The sequence below is a fragment of the Nostoc sp. C110 genome (assembly GCF_043099725.1).
Lineage (GTDB): Bacteria > Cyanobacteriota > Cyanobacteriia > Cyanobacteriales > Nostocaceae > Nostoc > Nostoc muscorum_A.
In genome coordinates this window covers 283,716-305,934 of the sequence record NZ_CP171148.1, presented here as the reverse complement: position 1 = coordinate 305,934, position 22,219 = coordinate 283,716, and the positions used below count along the sequence as shown (strand labels likewise).

At 42.1% G+C, this 22,219-nt stretch carries 16 protein-coding genes; 9 read left to right on the top strand and 7 right to left on the bottom strand.

Features of this window, described 5'->3' with window-relative positions:
- Window positions 1–289: 289 nt before the first annotated feature.
- Entirely contained in the window at window positions 290–568 is a 279-nt protein-coding gene (locus ACFFRD_RS07125) for a hypothetical protein (RefSeq protein WP_114086098.1), read from the bottom strand.
- Window positions 569–860: 292 nt separating this feature from the next.
- Window positions 861–2,003, bottom strand: coding sequence for a BMP family ABC transporter substrate-binding protein (locus ACFFRD_RS07120; protein ID WP_392480953.1), 1,143 nt, complete (start codon window positions 2,001–2,003; stop codon window positions 861–863).
- Window positions 2,004–2,239: 236 nt separating this feature from the next.
- On the opposite strand from ACFFRD_RS07120, the gene ACFFRD_RS07115 reads away from it, so the two are divergent.
- The 4 genes from ACFFRD_RS07115 (at window position 2,240) to cobJ (ending at window position 6,752) form a co-directional block, all read left to right on the top strand.
- Window positions 2,240–3,739 (top strand): acyl--CoA ligase, encoded by a 1,500-nt coding sequence (locus ACFFRD_RS07115; protein WP_392480952.1) that lies wholly within the window; start codon window positions 2,240–2,242, stop codon window positions 3,737–3,739.
- A gap of 40 nt (window positions 3,740–3,779) precedes the next feature.
- Window positions 3,780–4,169, top strand: a complete 390-nt coding sequence (locus ACFFRD_RS07110; protein WP_392480951.1) for a hypothetical protein — start codon at window positions 3,780–3,782, stop codon at window positions 4,167–4,169.
- A 176-nt stretch (window positions 4,170–4,345) separates the two neighbouring features.
- Entirely contained in the window at window positions 4,346–4,927 is a 582-nt protein-coding gene (locus tag ACFFRD_RS07105) for an NADPH-dependent FMN reductase (protein ID WP_392480950.1), read from the top strand.
- A gap of 97 nt (window positions 4,928–5,024) precedes the next feature.
- A complete protein-coding gene (gene cobJ / locus ACFFRD_RS07100) occupies window positions 5,025–6,752 on the top strand; it encodes a precorrin-3B C(17)-methyltransferase (protein ID WP_392480949.1) in 1,728 nt (575 codons plus the stop codon).
- 608 nt (window positions 6,753–7,360) lie between these two features.
- Here the strand turns inward: cobJ and ACFFRD_RS07095 are convergent.
- Window positions 7,361–7,906, bottom strand: a complete 546-nt coding sequence (locus ACFFRD_RS07095) for an RNA 2'-phosphotransferase (RefSeq protein ID WP_392480948.1) — start codon at window positions 7,904–7,906, stop codon at window positions 7,361–7,363.
- A gap of 71 nt (window positions 7,907–7,977) precedes the next feature.
- Window positions 7,978–9,165 carry an anion transporter gene (locus ACFFRD_RS07090; protein WP_392480947.1) on the bottom strand — a complete coding sequence of 396 codons (1,188 nt, stop codon included), beginning with the start codon at window positions 9,163–9,165 and terminating at the stop codon, window positions 7,978–7,980.
- Between the two features lie 505 nt (window positions 9,166–9,670).
- Here ACFFRD_RS07090 and ACFFRD_RS07085 point away from each other — a divergent pair.
- Window positions 9,671–10,501 carry a peptidoglycan-binding protein gene (locus tag ACFFRD_RS07085; RefSeq protein WP_392480946.1) on the top strand — a complete coding sequence of 277 codons (831 nt, stop codon included), beginning with the start codon at window positions 9,671–9,673 and terminating at the stop codon, window positions 10,499–10,501.
- Here the strand turns inward: ACFFRD_RS07085 and ACFFRD_RS07080 are convergent.
- Entirely contained in the window at window positions 10,478–10,636 is a 159-nt protein-coding gene (locus ACFFRD_RS07080) for a hypothetical protein (RefSeq protein ID WP_392480945.1), read from the bottom strand. The two genes, ACFFRD_RS07085 and ACFFRD_RS07080, sit on opposite strands and share 24 nt — an antisense overlap.
- A 453-nt stretch (window positions 10,637–11,089) precedes the next feature.
- Here ACFFRD_RS07080 and ACFFRD_RS07075 point away from each other — a divergent pair, with 453 nt between their 5' ends.
- Window positions 11,090–12,277 carry a TRC40/GET3/ArsA family transport-energizing ATPase gene (locus ACFFRD_RS07075; RefSeq protein WP_012411082.1) on the top strand — a complete coding sequence of 396 codons (1,188 nt, stop codon included), beginning with the start codon at window positions 11,090–11,092 and terminating at the stop codon, window positions 12,275–12,277.
- 256 nt (window positions 12,278–12,533) lie between these two features.
- Window positions 12,534–15,845, top strand: a complete 3,312-nt coding sequence (locus tag ACFFRD_RS07070; protein WP_392480944.1) for a GAF domain-containing protein — start codon at window positions 12,534–12,536, stop codon at window positions 15,843–15,845.
- Window positions 15,846–16,044: 199 nt separating this feature from the next.
- Here ACFFRD_RS07070 and ACFFRD_RS07065 read toward each other — a convergent pair whose 3' ends face one another.
- Entirely contained in the window at window positions 16,045–17,028 is a 984-nt protein-coding gene (locus tag ACFFRD_RS07065; RefSeq protein ID WP_114086087.1) for a CHAD domain-containing protein, read from the bottom strand.
- A 282-nt stretch (window positions 17,029–17,310) separates the two neighbouring features.
- On the opposite strand from ACFFRD_RS07065, the gene ACFFRD_RS07060 reads away from it, so the two are divergent.
- Window positions 17,311–18,378, top strand: a complete 1,068-nt coding sequence (locus ACFFRD_RS07060; RefSeq protein WP_392480943.1) for a DUF3616 domain-containing protein — start codon at window positions 17,311–17,313, stop codon at window positions 18,376–18,378.
- 24 nt (window positions 18,379–18,402) lie between these two features.
- Here ACFFRD_RS07060 and ACFFRD_RS07055 read toward each other — a convergent pair whose 3' ends face one another.
- Window positions 18,403–18,807, bottom strand: a complete 405-nt coding sequence (locus ACFFRD_RS07055; protein ID WP_392480942.1) for an NIL domain-containing protein — start codon at window positions 18,805–18,807, stop codon at window positions 18,403–18,405.
- A gap of 412 nt (window positions 18,808–19,219) precedes the next feature.
- Between ACFFRD_RS07055 and ACFFRD_RS07050 the strand changes: the two genes are divergently transcribed.
- Entirely contained in the window at window positions 19,220–22,201 is a 2,982-nt protein-coding gene (locus ACFFRD_RS07050; protein ID WP_392480941.1) for a response regulator, read from the top strand.
- The last annotated feature ends 18 nt before the right edge of the window (window positions 22,202–22,219 follow it).

Below are 22,219 nucleotides of genomic sequence, written 5' to 3'. Positions count from 1 at the left end.
CAACGGAGTAGCCAGAAGGTATTCTCCCTATAGACATCTCCAGAAATTAAATATGCGTTAACCAGAACCCTTGTAGAGACGTAGCACTGCTACGTCTCTACATTCTTTTTCGGAGATGTCTTATGTAAATAAGGAATAATTGACGAGTAGATTCTCTGTAGAGACGGCAATTTATGGCATTTCTCTAACGTATCACTCTTTTAGACGCGATTTATCGCGTCTCTACATGAGGGCTTTCTGGCTTATCCGAAAGTCACAGCAAAATACTTTTCAAACAACCACTAACATCTCAGTAATTTTTTGGATTTTTACTTGAGTGAATAGCTTTATTCAAATCCTGGAGCAAGTCTTCTTCCGCATCCCGCTCTTGCTTGAGTTCTCTAATCATTTCCTGACTAGAACCAATTAGTAAACCAGCAACTGCGCCTACAAGGACGTATTTTTGCTCCATATCTTGATACATTTGACTTGTATAGGGGCAAGGAAGTAAATTAGCAGCAATAAAACCAATTCCTGCGCCCAAAAATACCGTCACAAAGCCAGAGAAAGCGATCAGTTTAGCATTCATTTGCTTTGCTCCAATGCTTATAACTTTGCTAAATTACTAGAAGATACTCTACATTGTCTTCGCAGTTGCCAAAGTTGCTACTTAATCTTTACCTCTTGTAATAGTAGACAGAGTGGGGGGATGAATGAGATGAAAAGAATAACTCCCAACTCTTAACTTTTTACTATTAACTCTCTATGGCGGTTTGCGATCGCACTGATCATAGATAATTCGTATGGTAGTATCTGAACTTATCTTATGATTGCCGTTTCTCTATAAGACGCTAGGTTAACGCTAACCGTAAAATTGCTTACTATAGTTTCCTCTGGGGAATTGACCCTTCAACTCCCTCAACATACCAATCCATCGCCAATTGTCCTCGATCTTCCAACACCTTACCATTTGGTACTCGCACTACCCCTTTTTGGTCTTTCACCGGGCCATCAAAAGGATGTGCAATACCCTGAATAAACTCATCGCGCTTCGCATTCACTAGTTGTTGTACCTCTACCGGAATCGCCTGATTCATCGGCGAAATATCCACTATTCCTTGACCAATGCCATCCCAAACGTTTTGAGATTTCCAAGTATTACTCATTACAGCCAAGGCTTTATCTGTATAGAATTTGCCCCATCTGTTAATAATTGATGTCAGGTGGGCTTTTTGAGCAAACTTGCTCATATCACTGTTGTAGCCAAAAGCATAAATGCCTTTTTCCTCAGCTAATTGGACAACAGCGCCAGAGTCGGTATGCTGCGTCAGTACATCTGCACCGGAATTGACCAAAGCAATAGCTGCTTCTCTTTCTTTAGCGGGATCGTACCAACTTTGTACCCAAAGTACCTTAACTTTTGCTTGGGGATTTGTTAAACGCATTCCTTGTGTAAATGCACTGATTCCCCGAATTACTTCTGGAATTGGGTATGAGCCAATAAAACCAACTACATTTGATTTTGTCATTTTGCCAGCAATCATGCCGGTTAAGTAACGCGGTTCTTCAAAACGTCCTAGATAAGTGCCGACATTGGTAGCACGTTTGTATCCTGCACAGTGTTCAAAAATAACATCACCAAATTCTTTAGCGACTTTAATTGTTGGGTTCATATACCCAAAGGAAGTGGTAAAAATCAATTTGTTACCATCTAATGCTAGTTGGCGAATTATCCTTTCAGCGTCAGCACCTTCATTGACATTTTCCACAAAGGTAGTTTTTACTTTATCGTTAAGATTGGCTTCCATATCTCTGCGACCTAAATCATGGGCATAAGTCCAACCAAAATTACCCACAGGCCCCACATAAACAAATCCCACCTTGAGAGGTTCATTTACCGCCACAGGCGAGGCTGAGGGAGAAACCTCACCCGGCAATTTGGAATTTTTGCCTTGAACACAACTCGTTAAAGCAAAACTAGATCCTGCTAAAGTGACATACTTTAGAAAATTCCGACGATGCATATTTTATTGATGGGGTTTAGTTGCTGCAAAATATTTTTCTGATTACTAGTAACGCCAGATACACTCTTGACTTAATTTTAGCTCTTGTTTTTTGCCGTTAACTTACTACCAAAAGAAATCAAATAATGGTTGATATTATACAAAAGCACAATATTTTTTAATAAAAATAAGGAAATGAGGTAGAAGCATTAATAACCAGTGTCCAATGCCCAACTTTACTAATCTGGAGGTTTTTAATGAACTTATTTGAGCTTTTAGCAGGGGAAGATAATCATTCAGCCCTGGTTACACCTGGGGGGCGATCGCTAACTTATCAGCAATTGCGCGAGAATGTTGTTGGCTTAGTATCCCAACTCAACAGCTTTGGATTGAAACGGGGAGAACGCATAGCCATTGCCATGAGTAACGGTTCACCAATGGCTATTACCTTTTTGGCTGCTGCCCTATGTGGCACTGCTGCACCCTTAAATCCCAAATATAAACAAGACGAATTTGCCTTTTACTACGAAGATACTCAAGCAAACGCACTGATTACCTTGTCTGATGAACCAGAAGCAGCGATCGCCGCCGTCACACCCGATATGATGGTGATTCATGCCAAGGTAAACACTGACGGCACATTGAGCTTTGAATTAGTCAAAACAGGCTCAAAACCAAGAGAATCATTGAATCCCGCAGCCCCCAACGCCGACGATCTGGCGATGATTCTCCACACTAGCGGCACTACCAGCCGTCCGAAACGTGTGCCGATTCGTCATCGCAACTTAATCGCCTCAGCCAACAACATCATTGCTGCTTACTCACTCACAGCAGCTGATACTACACTTTGCTTAATGCCCCTGTTCCACGTTCACGGATTGGTGGGTTGTTTGCTGTCAACTTTAGCATCGGGCGGCACACTAATTTGTCCCAATGGTTTTAATGCCTTGGAGTTTTGGAAACTAGTAGATACCTACAAACCTACCTGGTACTCCGCAGCACCAACCATGCACCAGACAATTTTGGCCCGCGCTAGCCGCAACACAGAAATTGTCCAAGCTAACCCCTTTCGTTTCATTCGCTCTAGCAGCGCCTCTTTGCCCCCGATTATTATTGAACAGTTGGAGGCAACTCTCAATGCTCCTGTGGTGGAATCTTACAGCATGACTGAAGCATCCCACTTAATGACTACCAACCCCCTACCGCCAAAAGAGCGAAAACCAGGTAGTGTTGGTTATGGCTTTGGTGTGGATGTCGGCATTATGGATTCTGAAGGCAACCTATTATCTCAGGGAAGCTTGGGCGAAGTGGTGGTAAAAGCGCCTAATGTCATTGATGGTTACGAAAACAACCCAGAAGCGAACGCCACAGCTTTTGTCAACGGTTGGTTCCGCACTGGAGATCAGGGTACTGTGGATGCAGACGGCTATCTCCGCTTGACTGGACGCATTAAAGAATTGATTAACCGGGGTGGAGAAAAAATTTCTCCCTTAGAAGTGGATGATGTTTTGCTGCGCCATCCCGCCGTCGCCGAAGCTTTAGCTTTTGCTGTTCCCCACAAATCTTTAGGTGAAGATATCCACGCTGCTGTTGTCCTCAAGGGAGAAACTAGCGAAAAAGAACTTTTAGCTCACTGTTCAACAATGTTGGCAGACTTCAAAGTTCCGAAGCAAATTCACATTTTGGATCAACTACCTCGTGGTGCTACGGGTAAACTGCAACGGTTAGCTATGGCGAAATTGCTTAACATAGGCTAAATCAGCGATACACTAAGGAAAATTCCTTGAGGAAGCGTCAATGGCACGGTCAAACGGGGTTCAAACTGAAATGTCTGCACAGGAATTGCCTACAATCTCAGATGAAGATACAGTCAAAGTTGAAGATTTGCCGGAACAAGTAGAGGATGTGCAGGATATTGACGACATCTTGAACTCACTCAAAACCTTGCTGAGTAGTCTAGAAAAGCTCCAAAAAGTCCGGCAGGAAGTAGGCGACATCAAACCGTTAATTGGACGGATGCTAGATGGCGAATTAGTTGCTGGTGAAGAACTTGAGCAACTCAAGGCAGGTGTGAGCAGTCTTTCTCGCCTTGTGCGGGCTTATAATGACCATCAAATAGCGTTGGCTAAAGCCCAACCTGCAAGAAATTTGCTAGATCAAGTCCTCAAAGAGCGGAAAGCTAATTGAAATAAGAAGCGATGTCTACGACGGGCTACGCCTACGCATTTTTTAATTTCAGGAAATGCGTAAGCGTAGCCCTAATTACCCAAATGTCTAAACGCACATCGGCTTGTCGCAATCTGACGCTGTAAGTAGATGGTAAATTCAATTGGTGGCTAGACGTTGTTAAAAATCATTAGATCATGAGCTTCAAAACAGTAGTCTTCTATGGTTCCTACAGGAGCGATCGCCAGGGCATCAAAGCTGCCAGATTCATAATAAATCAGCTTAAGCAAAGAAACCATGAGGTGATTTTTGTGGATGCAAAGGAGTATGACTTTGGCATTTTAGACCGGATGTATAAGGAGTATGATACAGGTCAGGCTCCTGCAAAAATGGAAGAACTGGCAGAACATATCCGAACAGCAGACGGCTTTGTAGTTGTTGCGGGAGAGTATAACCATTCCATTCAGCCAGGGTTGAGCAACCTGATGGATCACTATTTAGAAGAATACTTTTTCCGCCCGGCTGGTATTGTTTCTTACTCAGCTGGTGGCTTTGGAGGAGTGCGGGCAGCCATACAGTTACGTTCTTTTCTGTCAGAGATGGGAATGACTACGATTTCAAGTATTTTTGCCATCTCAAAAATTGGGGAATCTCTGGATGAAGCAGGTACTTCACAGGCGATCGCTTTGACGAAGAGAGTCGGTCAATTTTTGGATGAATTAGAGTGGTACGAAGAAGCATTGCAACGACAAAGATTTGAAAAAGGAAACCCTTTCTAATCAAGTCGGGATAAGTATTGAACGACAGTTATGATTTTTTCATGACTAAATCTGTGGTTTCATTTGAAGGATATCGAATTTTGCAAGATATCTACTTATGATCATGAACGTTGCACCCGCCATTGTAATACTAGGTCAAAATAGCGTGACAGTAGCACGCAAAATAATCAGCGTTCTACCAGGAGCGACGCTATACGGTCTAGCGGGTCGCACATCGGGAGTGGATGTCAGCTTTACTAATTTTGGCGACACGTTACGCGAGTTATTTGCTCAGGGAACGCCGCTAATTGGCATTTGTGCCGCCGGAATTTTAATTAGGACGCTAGCTCCCATACTCTCGGATAAACAGCAGGAACCACCTGTGTTAGCTGTGGCTGAAGATGGTAGTGCTGTTGTTCCCCTCTTGGGTGGACTTGGTGGGGTAAACGATTTGGCCCGCCGCATTGCCGAAGCGCTTGATGTTAAACCTGCAATTACAACTACAGGTGATTTACGTTTGGGTACAACGCTTTTGTCTCCTCCCAACGGATACCGTTTAGCAAACCCAGACGATGCTAAGAAATTTATTTCAGATGTGCTAGCTGGGGCAGAAGTCAGACTAGAAGGCATAGCGCCTTGGTTGAGCGATAGTAAATTACCCATAAATCCCAATGGAGATTTGACCATCCAAGTTACGGAACGTTTGGTCACTCCTACAGCCAACTGTCTTGTCTATCACCCAAAAACTGTAGCGATCGCAATTAGTGCCCCCATTGATGATGCAATAGCTTTAGTAGAGCAGCTACTAGCTGATGCCAAACTAGAAAAAACATCAGTCGCCGGGATATTTGCACCCATCGCTGCCGCAGCCGATCCCGCAATCCGCGCTGTAGCTAGCGCCTTGGGAGTACCTGCCCGCTTTTTTACCCCAAATCAGCTAGAAAGTCTGTTATCACAAGGTTATAGCCCTGCCCAAGCAGCTGCGATCGCAGCCACAGGCACATCTCCATTATCTTCCTCATCTCCTGACATTGCGATCGCCATTGCCCCCCAACCAATTGACCCCAACACCATCGGTCAACCACGCGGAAGGTTAGCGATTATTGGCACGGGGCCTGGTGGATCGCAATGGATGTCTCCAGAAGTGAAGGAGATACTCAAGTCGGCAACTGACCTCGTGGGTTATAAAACTTATTTAGATTTAATCGGTTCTCTGGTTGATGGCAAGCAACGGCATGAGTCTGACAACCGCGAAGAAGAAGCACGGGCAAAAATGGCCCTTGATTTGGCAGCATCTGGGCGATATGTCGCTGTGGTTTCATCTGGCGACCCTGGTATCTATGCAATGGCAACAGCAGTTTTTGAAGTGTGCGATCGCTATGCTAAACCCGAATGGGATAGTATCAATATTCATGTAGCACCAGGTATTTCAGCGATGCAGGCAGCAGCAGCAGCCATTGGTGCGCCCCTTGGACATGACTTCTGTGCTATTTCCCTGTCTGACATCTTGAAACCTTGGTCTGCTATCGAACAACGGATTGCTGCTGCTGCCGAGGCTGATTTCGTAATCGCTTTTTACAATCCTGTTTCCAAAGAGCGTACTTGGCAACTAGCAGAAGCAAGAAATATTTTGCTGCGACATAGAACACCGGATACCCCAGTAGTGTTGGCGCGGAATCTCGGCAGACCAGGACAGACGGTGAAAGCGATCGCACTTGACCAGTTAACACCAGCAAGCGCTGATATGCGAACAATTATTCTCGTTGGTTCCACAAAAACCCGAACCATCAAACGCAGTGATGGTAATCTCTGGGTTTATACGCCGCGCCGCTATACGGAAGAATAAGCGTAAAAACAAGGCAAACTTCTCCTTTGTTGGGGTTAAATCCATTTTTCTGTGCGATCGCATAATAAAACCCCAGGACTGGGAATTCATTCCTGGGGCTGTTATACCTGACCACCTTTACATTTTTAATATAAAAACCTTGTAAATATTGAACTTTCAAAAGACATATATATCTGTATTTTGTCCAAATATACTTTTGCAATTAAGTCAATTCGTGTTATTATAAATTCATTTTTTATAAAAACAAAATAAAAATAAAAGTTATTTTATACAATTAAAATTTAATCAGTTTAAGTATTGGTAAAAAGATATAATCCCAGTAAATATGTCCATTATCTTAGCTGAAATATCTTGATTTTTTTTGGTCGATAATTAACAATAAAAGCATCATGATTCATACATGATTGTAGCCGAAAAAGTGACAGAAGCCCTTATTCAAGTCCGCGAAAGCGGACTTTTTTGTATCTATACATAGGTAATTGCTATCTTTATAACCTAATACGGTTCATTTAAGGGCTACTGGCAAAGATTTTGGGGTTTTGAGACGCGATAAATCGCCGCCTCTACAAGTGTTTATTTCTAAATCACTATTAACAACCGATAAAAATTCAAATTTTTTGGAGATACTCAGGTGGTACACGATCCACTAACCAAACACCATTATCAGAACAATAGAAGATGTAACCTGCCTGATGCATTGTGGCAGCAGATATAGCAAAAACCACTGGTTTTCCATGTCTTGCACCAACAGTTTGTGCTGTTGCAATATCCTTTGATAAATGGACATGATGCCGTGACATTTTGCAAAGTCCTGTTTCCATAATTGAATCTACAGATTTGTGTCCCGTGCCATGATAAAGCTCATCTGGGGGAACAGCAGGTTCTAATTGTAAATCGACTTCTACACTATGTCCTTGGTTAGCCCGAATCAGAGTACCTGTCGAATCAAAAGAAAAACGTTGTTTCTCGCTAGATTCTACTACTGCCTCTAATTCTTGACGGGTAATTGGAAACTTATTTTTAGCACAAGCGGTAATTAATTCATCAACAGCAACCCAACCACCAGGAGCAAGTTTAATTCCAATTGCATCCGGTGTGTGTCGCAGATATTTGCTGAGATATTTGCTGATTTTGACGAGGCGAGAATCACTCATTTGCTTGTAATTGATAGATTTATACTACAGTTATATATTTGTATGTTACATCACGATTTTCATTGATGATTTTAAGCAAGCCAAAAATAGGTAAGCATCAAAGTGATAGCAGTTAGCGGTAGCCCAAATCGCAAATGTTCCCCAAAAGTGAGTCGATATCCCTGTTTGGCAACAGCCTCCGCCACAATCAAGTTTGCCACTGAACCCAGCAGGGTGAGATTTCCTGCTAGTGTTGAAGCCGCCGCTAGTAGTAGCCAAGTGCGGGTGTCGGGATGGGGAATTAGGTGATGTAGTAGCAGTACAGCCGGTACATTCGACACTAAATTTGATAGCAACGCTGTTATCCCTAAAATGCTCAAGGGATTGTCAACAAAACGAGAAAGCCATTCTAAAGAACCAAGTTTTTGCACACCCTCGGTAAGGATGAACAGTCCACAAAACATTAATAGCAAATCCCAGTCTACCTTTTGTAAAATTCGCTCAGGCTTGAGGCGGCGCGTTACTAGTAATAGTGCGGCGGCAATTAAGGTAACTTCAGCAGTAGGAATTCCGATTAAAAATGCTACTAGTAATCCGGTGGTAATCAATAGACTTTTAATTAACAGTGGCTTGAAGATGTGATAACGCGGAGGTTTTACTTTTAAGTAAGGACGAAGCGATCGCACCTCTGGATATAACCACCACAATAAACTTACCTGAATCGTCAAACAAATCAACGCAAGTGGTGTTAAGGCTTTCGCAAAGTCTAGATAACTAATGCCAGAGAAGGAACCGATCAAGATATTTTGAGGATTACCGCTCAAGGTGGCAACAGAACCGAGATTAGTTGCACCTGCTAGCGCCAGCAAATAGGGGATAGGTTTAAGCTTGAGTAATTGGGTAATACCAACTACTAAAGGTGTCAAAATTAGAGCAATCGTATCATTGAGAAAAAGTGCTGAGAGGATGCCACTACCAAAAGTTAACACCACCAGTAACCCAAATGGGCTGTGGATGCGGCAGATTGTATAATCAAGGGCAAGCTGAAAAAAACCAGAGGCGGCGAGATTGGCACTGATTATCATCATGCCAAATAGAAAAATTAGTGTTTTATAGTCGATCGCACCCCACGCCGCAGGCAAATCTAGTACTCCCAATGCCATTAAGAAGGCAGCACCAACAATGGCGATCGTCGCCCGATTCATCCGCAGTCCGGGCAAGTATCCTAATCCTAGCCCGATGTAGGTGATAATAATCACGAGATATCGCAAAACTACCATTGCTCTATTCCCTAAACGTAGCAAGCCCCGATTTAGAGCTTACCGGATAGGCTGTAGATTTAGTTTCGCCCATGAAAACCAGAAGAAAATTAAGGCAAGAGTTGCGATCGCAGCCATAGTCAAAAAGCTAGCGTTGTAATGATGGGATAGTAACGGTGGCAATTGAACTGATGGACATTAACACAGCAGCAATAATAATTAGTGATCGCTTCTGGGCTATGCAACTTTAAGTGCAAAAAGCGTACCAATTCAAAGGATCAATACTGGAAAGGTGTTTAGCAATTTTTTGCTTCACATTTCACTGTTTGAGGTTTTTTAGGGGCGCATATCTGTACGCCCTTACCACGTAGTATCATCATCAATAGTTGAGAATAAGTGATCGCTCACCAAGACTTAAAACCACTTTTCTTTTTCCAGGTGTTTAGTTACTTACGCCGAACCTCTTCTAGAAAAGCAACTTGGTGTGACACATCGCTTAACTTTTGGAACGCCTTGCAAAAAAGATATGTTAGATTTATTTATCTCTACTTACTTAATTTTTGTAAAACCAGATACATTAAATGGTAGTTTAGTAGCAAAGGAATCGAAGAGCATGGCCATTAGTAGCCCTGAAGTAATTCGTCATATTTTGATCGGGCTGGGATATTTAGCACCTGAGATTGATCCGAAGCCGGATCTCACTAAATTCGCTCCCTGGAAGCGCAATAACAATTCATTGACAGACGATCTTACTGAAGAAGCGATTAAAAAGTTTCAGAAGCAGTACTCAAAAAAACTTGTGGAAAATGGTAACGCTGATGCTGAGACTCGAACAGTAATGGAAGAGACAGTCAAAGGGCTTCAAAATAGATTGAAGTTTCACGGTTTTGCAACCCCTGCCGAAATTCCTCCAGACAAGCCTTTTTATGGGCCAGCCACTTATACAGCAGTCAAGAAATTTCAGAAATCTCAGGGTTTAACTGAAAATGGCATTGCCACTTTTGAACAGCGTCAAATTCTACAGCAGCCTAACTTAACAGATAAGCCTCCAACGCCGCCACAATCACAACTCAAGCTGATAGATTTGTGCTTCCAATTCAAAAAGAATCCTCAAAATCCTTCTTACATTGCAGCGTTAAATAACTTACAACAAAACCTACCCAAGGACGTTTTACACAAAGTTACTAACAAATGGAGAGGGACAAACGACCAAAATCCTGAGATTGTCAAGCTGACGAATTTGTTCATTTATTATGACGACAACAATCAAAACCATCGTGATGCACTAAATCACTTACAAAGTCAGATTACCCCAGCTATCTCTCAAGCATTTTTAAGTCTCTGGAATAAAAAGTAAACCAAGCGATCGCTCTTGGACAACTTCCAAACCTGGATTTCTCACTTGTGAGAAATGAGCGTGAGTGTGGGGGGTGTGGGGAGTGTGGGGAGAAAGAGGAGGAATTGAATAACTGCACATCAATGAACGCTGCATTGCCTCCCACACCTCCCACACTTCCCACACTCCCTACCCGAACCACACAATACGTGAGAAATTCGGGCAAAGCCTCTAGTAGCTTTTGTGGTGAGACTAAGAGGTTGTTTGAAAAGTGTTTTGCTGTGACTTTAGGCACTTTTAGATCCCCCCTAACCCACCTTTTTTAGAGGGAATTTAGGAGGATCTAGAACTTTAGATACCGACAAGATGACTTTTCAAACATCCTCTCAAGTGGATGTGGATATTTGCGATCGCAGTTCTAAAAATGAAACGGGCTGATAATTACAGCGATTTTCAGCTAAATAGACCAGACGCTAGAGGCGCAAGGCTTTTGCCGCGATCGCGCCCTAGATTTAGATGCTGTTCATGCCTAGAGACAACATTTATTTTCCTTAAACAGTCGATAATGTAAATAAATGTAAAAAATTCTCAGGCAGGATAGAAGCATCTATGCGTGTAATTTTAATGACTGGTAAAGGCGGCGTGGGCAAAACTTCCGTCGCTGCTGCAACTGGACTCCGTTGTGCAGAACTAGGCTATCAGACATTGGTTTTAAGTACAGATCCGGCTCATTCCCTAGCTGATAGTTTTGACATAGAACTAGGACACGCACCCCAAAAAATTCGCCCAAATCTGTGGGGTGCAGAACTAGATGCGCTGCAAGAACTAGAGGGAAACTGGGGTGCTGTAAAACGTTACATTACCCAAGTTTTACAGGCGAGGGGTTTAGATGGCGTGCAGGCGGAAGAATTGGCGATTTTGCCAGGCATGGATGAGATTTTTGGCTTGGTAAGGATGAAACGCCATTACGATGAAGGTGAGTTTGATGTATTAATTATCGACTCAGCCCCCACTGGCACTGCACTGCGCTTGCTGAGTCTACCTGAAGTTGGTGGTTGGTATATGCGTCGTTTTTACAAACCATTTCAAAACATCTCAGTAGCACTTCGCCCTCTGGTTGAACCTTTTTTTAGACCAATTGCTGGTTTTTCGCTACCCGATAAAGAGGTAATGGATGCACCTTATGAGTTTTATGAACAAATTGAAGCTCTAGAAAAAGTATTAACAGACAATACCCAAACTTCAGTACGTCTAGTCACCAATCCAGAAAAGATGGTGATTAAAGAGTCTCTGCGTGCCCATGCTTATTTGAGTTTGTATAATGTTGCAACAGATTTAGTAGTGGCTAATCGGATTATTCCAAGCGTTGTCCAAGATCCCTTTTTCCAACGTTGGAAGGAAAGTCAGGAACAATATCGCCAGGAAATTCATGATAATTTCCACCCTCTACCAGTGAAAGAAGTTCCCTTGTTTTCTGAAGAAATGTGTGGATTAGCTGCATTGGAACGCCTCAAGGAAACTCTTTATAAAGATGAAGATCCGACTCAGGTTTATTACAAAGAAACTACTCTTAGAGTCGTCCAAGAGGAAAACCAATACAGCTTAGAAATTTATCTACCTGGTATTCCTAAAGACCAAGTTCAACTAAGTAAAACTGGAGACGAATTAAACATTACTATTGGCAACCATCGTCGTAACTTAGTTTTGCCACAAGCCTTAGCAGCACTACAACCAGGAGGGGCAAAGATGGAAGATGACTATCTAAAAATCCGCTTTGCTGACAACACAAGAGTTTAACTTTGTTGAATGTTTCTCTATCAACAAAAAGTTGTAACTAACAAGCAAGAACTTTATCTTAATAGCTAGTACAGACGCAATTTTTTAGCGTCTTTTTTCATGATTTTTCGATGAATTTTTAAAAAAGCCAAATAAATATTTTCACTAGTAATTAGACCGTAGTTTTACTGAAGACAAATTGATGAAATAAATTTCACAATGTTTTTAGATTTAATAATTTCATTTTGCAAACTACTAATTGATTTTTCTATAAGCAATGGCCTCCAATCCTGAACCAAATTTGCCTTTATATAGCCAGGAAGAAAGTTTACTACGCCGGATTACAAACCGTATCCGCCGAAGCTTAGAGTTAGAAGAAATTATCACAGTCACAACGGCAGAGGTGCGATCGCTATTAAAAACTGACCGAGTGATGATTTACAAATTTCATGCCGATGGTAGTGGTCAGGTCATTGCTGAGTCAATTTACAATAATCGTTTACCGTCATTACTGGGGCTGAATTTCCCAGCAGACGATATTCCCCTCAGCGCCCGTGAGCTATTTATAAAATTACGGGTACGTTCTGTTGTGAATGTTGATACTCAAGAAATTGGTCAAATTCATTTACGTGACTTGGATAATGGAGAAACTGTCTCAGAGGAGATCCGTTACCGCTCTGTAGACTCCTGCCATATTGAATATTTGACGGCAATGGGGGTAAAATCCTCTGTGGTAGCGCCTATTCTCTATCAAGATCAACTCTGGGGGCTACTGGTTTCTCATAATTCGGAAGCGCGTTTGATTTCAGAATATGAACTAGAAGCAGTGCAGATGGTGGTAGAACAACTCTCTGTAGCGATCGCTCAAAGTAGTCTGCTCACTCAAGTCCGCAAAACAGCCGAACAAGAAACTATCATTAACCGCATTGCTACCCTGCTGCATTCACTACCGACTATTGTATTACAACCAGCTTTAGAAGCGGCTGTTACGGCCTTTAATGGTGTTGGTGGCAGGCTTTGCATTAGAAATGAAGCTTTTGATTTCAACAATGGCAACATGAGCAGCTTAACAGAATGCTTAATACCAGGAAACACTTGTATCAAGCTTTTTATCTGTGGACAGCAACCTGTAATGCCAGAACAAACCATATATCCCCTAATAGAGCAGTATGGTATCTGGCAAGAACACTATAAGTCTGGCAATTACGATGTTTGGGCAATTTCAGATATATATAATAGTCCTGAGTTGCGAAGTTTACAAGTTGCTTTTCAACCAACTAAAATTCGCGGCATATTGACAATCCCACTCCAGTATCGTCAGCAGTTGCTGGGCTACTTAAGTATTTTCCGCAATGAAATAGATACAGAGACTTTATGGGCAGGACAGTATGACAGCGATCAAAGGCAACTGTACCCCCGGCGATCGTTTGAGGTTTGGCGCGAATCTAAAAAAGCACAAGCTCAAAAATGGACGAATGAAGAGATTGAACTGGCTAGAAATCTAGGTAAACACTTTGCTTCAGCAATTCAGCAATATGAATTACAGCAACAAGTACAAGTCTTCAATGAAAATTTAGAAAAACAAGTTAAAAGACGCACAGTTGAGTTAAAACGGTCATCGGAACAAGAACAAGCTGTGTTTAAGGTTATTGCCGAGATTCGAGAATCTCTGGACACGAATACCATTTTTCAAACCACCACTAAAGAAGTTTGTCAATTAATCAAAGCGGATCGCGTTTCTGTTTATCGTTTCGATTCTAATTGGGGTGGTGAATTTGTCGGTGATTTCGAGGCTGCTAGTCCATATTGGTCGAATGAGTCAGAACTAGGTATTAATACGGTTTGGAATGACACGTACTTACAAGATACACAGGGAGGACGCTACCGCAACAATGAAACATTTGCAGTCGATGACATCCACAAGATGGGATTTGCTAAGTGTCATATCGACAACCTAGAGCAGTTTCAAATTCACGCTTTTGTGCTTGCTCCGATCTTTGTTGGGCAAAAACTTTGGGGTTTGCTGGCAACTTATCAACACACTGGCCCCCGACAATGGAAAGCCTCTGAAGTTAACTTTCTCAGTCAGATTGCGGCCCAAATGGGTGTAGCACTCCAGCAAGCTGAATTACTCACTCAGACACGACAACAGACGTTAAATTTACAACAAGCAGCAGAACAACAACGGGTATTGTTTGAAGTTGTCGCCAAAGTTAGGGAATCTCTCGATCTAGATGCGATTTTTCAGACAACCACCCAAGAAATCTGTAAATCACTACAAGCGGATCGAGTTGCAGTCTTTCAATTTCAGCCTGATTGGAGTGGTGAATATATTGCCGAGTTTGTGAGCGATCGCTGGGTAAAACTAGTAGGTTATGATACTAAGACAGTTTGGCAAGATAGCTATTTGCAGGAAACCCAAGGTGGCCGATATCGTCACAATGAAACCTTTGCAGTGGATGATATTTATCAAGTTGGACATTCTCAATGCCATATTTCAGTTCTAGAGCAAATTCAAGCAAGGGCTTATGCGATCGCACCTATATTTATCGGGCAGCAGCTATGGGGCTTGTTAGCAGCTTATCAGAACTCTGCACCCCGCCATTGGGAACCGTCAGAAATTAAGTTTATCACTCAAATTGCCAATCAGCTTGGGGTTGCACTCAAACAAGCCCAATTACATAATCAAACCAAAGAGCAGACAGAAAAGCTGACTCAAGCTCTGCATGATTTAAAGCAAACTCAAACCCAGCTGATCCAAACTGAGAAAATGTCTTCATTAGGTCAACTGGTAGCTGGTGTTGCTCACGAAATTAATAACCCCGTCAATTTCATTTATGGCAACATCAATCATGTCAACGATTACGCCCAAGATTTACTGAGTATACTAGACCTCTATTTACAAAATACCCCTAACCCCAGCCCTGAGATTCGCGATCGCACCTTCGAGATAGACTTAGAATTTCTCATCGAAGATTTGCCGAAAACTCTATCTTCCATGAAAATTGGGGTTGATCGCATCCGTCAGATTGTCTTGGGTTTACGGAATTTCTCTCGCCTTGATGAGGCAGAAATGAAACCGGTTGATATTCACGAGGGCATTGATAGCACTTTGCTAATTTTGCAACATCGTTTGAAAGCAAAACCAGAAAGCCCGGCTATTACATTAGTCAAAGAATACAGTGAGCTTCCCTTAGTAGAATGCTATGCCGGGCCACTGAATCAAGTATTTATGAATGTTTTAAGCAATGCGATCGATGCTCTTGAAGATTACAGGGAATCTCCATCAAAACTTCATAGCGGTCAAATTACTATTCGTACTGCTATCGGAGAGCTTGAAGGCAATATCAAAAGCGTAATAATTCGCATTGCAGATAATGGCTCAGGAATACCCGAAGCTTTGAAAGCAAGAATCTGTGACCCATTTTTCACTACTAAACCAGTGGGAAAAGGCACTGGTTTGGGGTTATCAATAAGTTATCAAATTGTCGTGGATAAACACGGTGGTGTGTTGAAATGTGATTCTCAGCCGGGGTTAGGTACAGAATTTTGGATTGAAATTCCGGTGAACCAAATTACCAAATCTTAGAGAAAATTAACTTCCATAGTAAAGCTGAAATCAGGTGAAGGAACCAGAAGAAATCATTCTTTGATGAGAAATACAGCAGTACTGTAGGGGCAATTCATGTAGACACAAAGCGGCTACTCTTACGAGAATGCTTTCAGCGAACCCGCAGGGTATTGCCCCTACCGTGTGTAGTTTTGCGTAAGTCCGAAAAGAGCAACTTTTAATTTATTACCCCTGAAAGTGGGTGTAATATTGTTAAATGAAAACTATGCCTGGTTTCAACTTTCAAATACCGTTCTTGTAAGGGTTGCCACTGCTGCCACGACTGATAACGATTTTCAGTTAACAAACTAGCAAGAGTAGGCAACTCAGTCTTAATTTCTGATTTAAATACCTTGCCAAGCCAGTCTGTTAAGACCGCACTATCTTGCATCGTACCCAAAATTTCTTGGATATTTTTCACTTCTGTCATATAAGCTCCGTAAGACTCACCATATAAGTCTGTAAATAACTCCATCTGGTAGCGTATACGTTTAGCTTCTTTTCGCAAACTATGCAGAATTTCGCCTTGTGTTGTTAATTGTTCTTCTATCTTTTCTGGTTCCCAATTCTTCTGAATTTTTACCTCTGCTTCCACAAGTTGAGTACCAACTAGCCAACCTGGATGTAGTAAAAAGTTACTCACTTCTGGTAGAAGTAAATCTGGTAGTACTTGTTGGATAGTAATAGATGCCAATGGTTGATAACTTGGTTTATCTAACCACTTATCTAATGCCTCTTTTAAAGACTTGTAAGATTCATCTTTTAACGTTTTCTGTACACTTGATAGTACATCTTCACGTTGTTTAGCTAAAGCGTTGAAAGCTGTTTGTAAAGATTCTTGTTCTTTATGGGGTAAGTTTGGTTTGTAATTGGTTTCTAAACTTTCTTTAAGTACGTCTAAATCTCGCAGATTACCAAGACGACGGGCTATTTTACCAATATTTTTATCGCTGATTGGTTTTGGTACATCTATTGCTAGTCCAAACCTAGTTACAGCCGTGCGTAAACGACGCATTCCTACTCGCATTTGATGAAGCGCTTCTGGATCTTCATCTTTCTTTACTGATTTTTCCCACTTCAAGGTTTTCTTAAAGTGTTTTTGAATCGCTTGGTAGGCGTAGTCCCCTAGAGTTTTTACCGTGGTTTGTGTGGCTAATTTCATAATTGAGCTTAATTACTACCTCATGAGGTTATTGCATAATAACATTAGTTAAAAATTTATATCTAGTTTTAATATATTTTTTATTCAATGAAGTTGTTACGTTTTTTATTACTATTGATAGTTGCATAATATTAATAGTAATATACGCTATCTACCAAAGGTCTAAAAAGACGATTCACTTTTGCGATTTAATATGTACAATAGCTGATCATATTTTTTTTACATGAATAATTTATTATGATAGCATAATTAACCTTTTTGCAATCATCAGGATGATTTAGAATGTCAAACTCACATTTACTGAATCAAGTTATCTTGACTTTTATAGATAATTTTAAAGAACATAGAGAAGATTTATCAGCATTGTTGCTAACACATCAGAAGTATTTATGGTTAGGGTCAGATGAAACTTCAACTATTGAGCGTCTGTCTTTAGTTGATACTGATAAATTTACAGACCATCAACAATTTCGGGTAGCAGAATTTATCAACCTACCTGCACCAGAAAATGAAGAAATAGATATAGAGGGACTTGCTTACACTGATGATTATCTATGGTTTGTTGGTTCTCATAGTTACAAACGTAAAAAGCCGAAACCTGATAAGACTGATGCACAAAACTTGAAACGGCTGGCAAAAATTGAATCAGAGCCTAACCGTTACGTATTAGGGCGGATTCCTCTAATAAACGGTAGCTTATTCTCATCTTACCCGCATCCCCAAAATCCAGATATGCAGTTGAATGCCGCTAAACTAGAGGTAACGGAACAGGGTAATTTGCTGATGACAGCTTTGGCAGACGACCCTCATTTAGGCTTGTTTATCAAGGCATCAATTCCAGGAAAAGATAATGGCTTTGATATTGAAGGAATAGGCGTTTATCAAAACCGGATTTTTTTGGGTTTGCGTGGCCCTGTATTGCGGGGTTGGGCTATGGTGCTAGAAATTGAGTTAGAAGATTCTAGCCCTGGAATTCTAAAACTGCGGCAAATTGGGGAAGCAAAGGAATTATATAAAAAGCATTTTGTCTGGTTGAATGGTTTGGGAATTCGGGATTTATCTGTAGATGGCAAAGATTTGTTAATTTTAGCTGGCCCAACAATGGATTTAGATGGCCCCGTGCAAATTTATCGTTGGGTTAATGGCGTGAATCTGCGAGAAAATGTCTTTAGCAATCCAGATTTTGTCCAGGATATTCCATTTGGAAATCGGGAAGATCATGCTGAGGGAATGGCGCTGTTTCAGGATGTGGCTGGTATACCTTCGCTATTGGTAGTTTATGACTCTCCAGCAAAAAGTAGGCTGGTGGGTGATGGTGCTGTAATAGCGGATGTGTTTAAGATGGAATAAAGATGAATTTTGGTTTTTGGATTGTTAAAGGTTAGTGGAGATTGCTTGTACGGGACAAGTGGGGATACATTGTTCGCAGACGATACAACGCGATCGCGTGAATGTCAGTTTGTATGTCTCTGGGTGGAGAGTGAGGGCTTCGGTAGGACAAACCCCGGTACACAAGCCACAATGGACACAGACATTCTCATCGATCGCAATTTCGCCTAAAGTATAAGAAACGTTAACATGGCGCGATCGCATCCACTCGATGGCAGCATCTAGTTGATCGATATCCCCCGCTAGTTCCACTACTAGTTTGCCAATTTGATTTGGGGCAACTTGGGCACGGATAATATTAGCAGCGACGTTGAATTCTTTGGCCAGTACATAAGTGACTGGCATTTGCACGGCGCGTTTCGGGAAGGTTAGTGTTACTCGTTTTTTCACAGGTTTAGCAGAGGGTTTTTTCTGTTGTAGCGTATTGGAAGTTTTATGACTCGAAAGATTTAGACGATGTAGGGAGTAGGAATGATGTGGTTTAATTATTTAAAAAGCACTATAAGAAGGAGTCAGAAGACAGAATTCAGAATACCCCAGCAGTCAAGTCAGGGGTTTCAGCAAGGAAAGAATTTTTTCTTCTCCACGATAGCGACGCGGAAAGCGAGTCTTGCCTATGGCACGCTCCGCGAACGAGCGTCTTAAAATCGGGGGTTTTAAACCTCGATTCTCCATCCAGTCGTACAGAATACATTCTGGATTCTGGCTCCTGAATTCTGAATTCTTCTTCGATAATTTTTTCCCAATTTAAGTTTATTAGTTGTTATTTGTTGTATCCATTTTAACTTGGAAAGCTTTTAACATGAAAATATTAGTTGTAGAAGATGACGAGTTAAATGCATATACACTGACTAACCTTTTGACTAACCAAAACTATGCGGTTGAAGTTGCTACTGATGGCGATGCCGCTTGGGATTTTATTCAAGCTTACGATTATGATTTAATTCTCCTGGATGTAGTTTTGCCCAAGCTGGATGGCATTAGTCTTTGTCGTAAAATTCGGTCTAATGGTCTGCAAATGCCGATCTTGTTGATGACAGGGCGCGATAGTAGTCATGAGAAAGCGATCGGCTTAGATGCAGGTGCAGACGATTATTTAGTTAAACCTTTTGATATAGAAGAGTTAGTTGCTCGTGTGAGGGCGTTGTTGCGTCGCCCAGCCGTAACCTCACAACCTGTTCTGGTGTCTGGGAAGTTGCGGCTAGACCCTAGTAGCTGTGAAGCGATTTATGCTGGAAATCTGCTCCCGCTTACCCCAAAAGAGTTTGCTCTGTTAGAACTATTCTTGCGAAATAGTCGTCGGGTGTTTAGCTGTGGCATGATTTTAGAACATCTTTGGTCTTATGAAGATACTCCCCAAGAAGAAGCTGTTCGCACTCATATCAAAGGGTTACGACACAAACTTAAAGCTGTAGGAGCGCCCGGTGATTTGGTTGAAACAGTTTATGGTATTGGCTATCGTCTGAAACCACTGGAAGAGGATAAGCATGGGGATACAGGAGCAGAGGAGCAGGGGAGCAGGGGAGCAGAGGAGCAGGGGAGCAGAGGGGAAGTAGATAGGGTAAAATCGCCAATACCCAATCTCAAATCACAGCAGCAAGCGCTAATGGCAGTTGCAGAAATTTGGCAACGATTTCAAGGGCGGGTGGAGCAGCAGGTGAGGGTGCTAGAGCAAGCGATCGCAACTTTAAATCAAAATAATAGTTTAAATCCCGAATTACTCTCCCTTGCAACCAAAGAAGCTCATACCTTGGCAGGGTCTTTAGGGACTTTTGGCTTGCCTCTTGGCTCAAAATTGGCCCGCAATATCGAACTGCTGCTGAGTTCTGGTCAAACCTTGAGTAAATCTGAGATTGGCAACCTCCAAAGTTGGGTAAATTTATTGCGTCGAGAAATAGAGGGAAACGATGCAGGGGCAATATCTGTATCACCAATCCCGCAATTAGAAACAGTGACGCAACCACTGCAAAATCATTCCGATGCAGAAACTAAAATATTGGTTGTGGACGACGATCCGCAAATTCAGGCATTGTTGCAAACCTTACTTAGCCCTTGGGGACTCAGAGCGATCGCTCTTGAAAATCCGCTTCAGTTTTGGGAAACTTTAGAAGCAGTTGCCCCAGATATGCTGATTTTAGATGTGGAATTGCCTTATATCAATGGGATAGAACTTTGTCGATTAGTACGCAACGATTCACACTGGAGTGAGTTACCCATCTTATTCCTCACTGTTCATAGCGATGCCGAGATGGTAAATCAGGTATTTAGCATTGGTGCTGATGACTTTGTAAGCAAGCCCATTGTCGGGCCAGAACTTGTAACTCGGATCGTCAATCGCTTAGAGCGAATGAAATTACGGCAGCGTGTGACGCAGGGGGGCAGAGGGGCAGGGGGGCAGGGGAGCAGGGGGGCAGGAGGGGGAGCAGGGGGAGTAAATTTACCCTCATCTTTGCCATCTTCCTCTCACCAAGCTATCAATGAATTAGAGTTGAGGGTAGCAGAGCGAACTGCCGAGTTAATAAGTGTGAATCAGCAGTTGCAGTCACAACTTGATGAACGTCAGCGAACGCAGGAAGAATTACGGTTTTCTCAAGCCCGATTTGCCCGAATTTTAGATATTGCTGATGATGCAATTATTTCTATCAACGGGTTCCACAATATCACCTTGTTTAATCAAGGAGCAGAGAAGATTTTTGGTTACTCTGCCCAGGAAGTGATTGGCCAAGGTCTTGATTTACTCTTACCGCAGCGCTTTTTCCAAGCACATCGTCAACACGTAGCTGACTTTGGGCAATCTCCCAATGTTGCCCGACGGATGGGAGAACGGCGTGAAATTTATGGTCGCCGAAAGGATGGAAGTGAGTTTCCAGCAGAAGCTTCTATCTCTAAAATAGATATGGGTAATGAAATATTTTATACGGTCATCTTACGAGATGTCACAGAGCGCAAGCAAATCGAACGGATGAAGGATGAGTTTGTCTCTGTTGTTAGTCATGAACTCCGCACACCTTTAACTTCGATTTACGGCTCTCTCGGAATGCTAGCCAGTGGTTTGCTGCCGACAGACTCAGAGCAGGGAAAACGTCTGTTGCAAATTGCTGCTGATAGCACCGAACGCCTAGTACGTTTAATCAACGACATTCTAGACATTGAGCGGATTGAGTCGGGTAAGGCGAAGATGGAAGCAGAAATCTGCAATATCGTTGATGTGATTACTCAAGCAGTAAATGTTATCCAGCCTCTGGCTGACAAAGCTGGAGTGACACTATCCATTTCTGCCCTATCCGCTCAAGTATTGGCAGATTGCGATCGCATTGTCCAAACTTTAACTAACCTACTGAGTAACGCCATTAAATTTTCATCTGCTGGATCTACGGTTTGGTTGGGGGCACAACAAGAAGGCGATGAAGTTTTGTTGACTATCAAAGACACCGGACGCGGTATCCCAACTGACAAACTTGAGATCATATTTGAGCGCTTTCAACAAGTTGACTCTTCAGATTCACGTAATCATGATGGTACTGGTTTAGGTTTGGCAATTTGTAAAAGCATTATGCAACAGCACGGTGGACGCATCTGGGCTGAAAGTACATTGGGTGAAGGTAGCACTTTTTACGTCACTCTGCCGTTGTTTAGGACTTTACCACATACTGATTTACAAAACTCTTCCAATATTCCTGTAATTTATAGTCGTCACGAGCAAATCATAAATAGCCGCCTAAGTCAAGATGCAGAATTTTTGACCAAAGGGCGTGTTGTCCCTAGGAATTTGAACAACGATTGATGGAGTTACTTCAGCGAA

Coding starts and splice junctions, on each gene's coding strand:
- ACFFRD_RS07060 (WP_392480943.1), top strand. CDS start 17,311: ATGTCAAACTCACATTTACTGAATCAAGTTATCTTGACTTTTATAGAT.
- ACFFRD_RS07085 (WP_392480946.1), top strand. CDS start 9,671: ATGTTAGATTTATTTATCTCTACTTACTTAATTTTTGTAAAACCAGAT.
- ACFFRD_RS07105 (WP_392480950.1), top strand. CDS start 4,346: ATGAGCTTCAAAACAGTAGTCTTCTATGGTTCCTACAGGAGCGATCGC.
- ACFFRD_RS07120 (WP_392480953.1), bottom strand. CDS start 2,003: ATGCATCGTCGGAATTTTCTAAAGTATGTCACTTTAGCAGGATCTAGT.
- ACFFRD_RS07070 (WP_392480944.1), top strand. CDS start 12,534: ATGGCCTCCAATCCTGAACCAAATTTGCCTTTATATAGCCAGGAAGAA.
- ACFFRD_RS07090 (WP_392480947.1), bottom strand. CDS start 9,165: ATGGTAGTTTTGCGATATCTCGTGATTATTATCACCTACATCGGGCTA.
- ACFFRD_RS07115 (WP_392480952.1), top strand. CDS start 2,240: ATGAACTTATTTGAGCTTTTAGCAGGGGAAGATAATCATTCAGCCCTG.
- ACFFRD_RS07065 (WP_114086087.1), bottom strand. CDS start 17,028: ATGAAATTAGCCACACAAACCACGGTAAAAACTCTAGGGGACTACGCC.
- ACFFRD_RS07125 (WP_114086098.1), bottom strand. CDS start 568: ATGAATGCTAAACTGATCGCTTTCTCTGGCTTTGTGACGGTATTTTTG.
- ACFFRD_RS07075 (WP_012411082.1), top strand. CDS start 11,090: ATGCGTGTAATTTTAATGACTGGTAAAGGCGGCGTGGGCAAAACTTCC.
- ACFFRD_RS07050 (WP_392480941.1), top strand. CDS start 19,220: ATGAAAATATTAGTTGTAGAAGATGACGAGTTAAATGCATATACACTG.
- ACFFRD_RS07110 (WP_392480951.1), top strand. CDS start 3,780: ATGGCACGGTCAAACGGGGTTCAAACTGAAATGTCTGCACAGGAATTG.
- ACFFRD_RS07095 (WP_392480948.1), bottom strand. CDS start 7,906: ATGAGTGATTCTCGCCTCGTCAAAATCAGCAAATATCTCAGCAAATAT.
- cobJ (WP_392480949.1), top strand. CDS start 5,025: ATGATCATGAACGTTGCACCCGCCATTGTAATACTAGGTCAAAATAGC.
- ACFFRD_RS07080 (WP_392480945.1), bottom strand. CDS start 10,636: ATGCAGCGTTCATTGATGTGCAGTTATTCAATTCCTCCTCTTTCTCCC.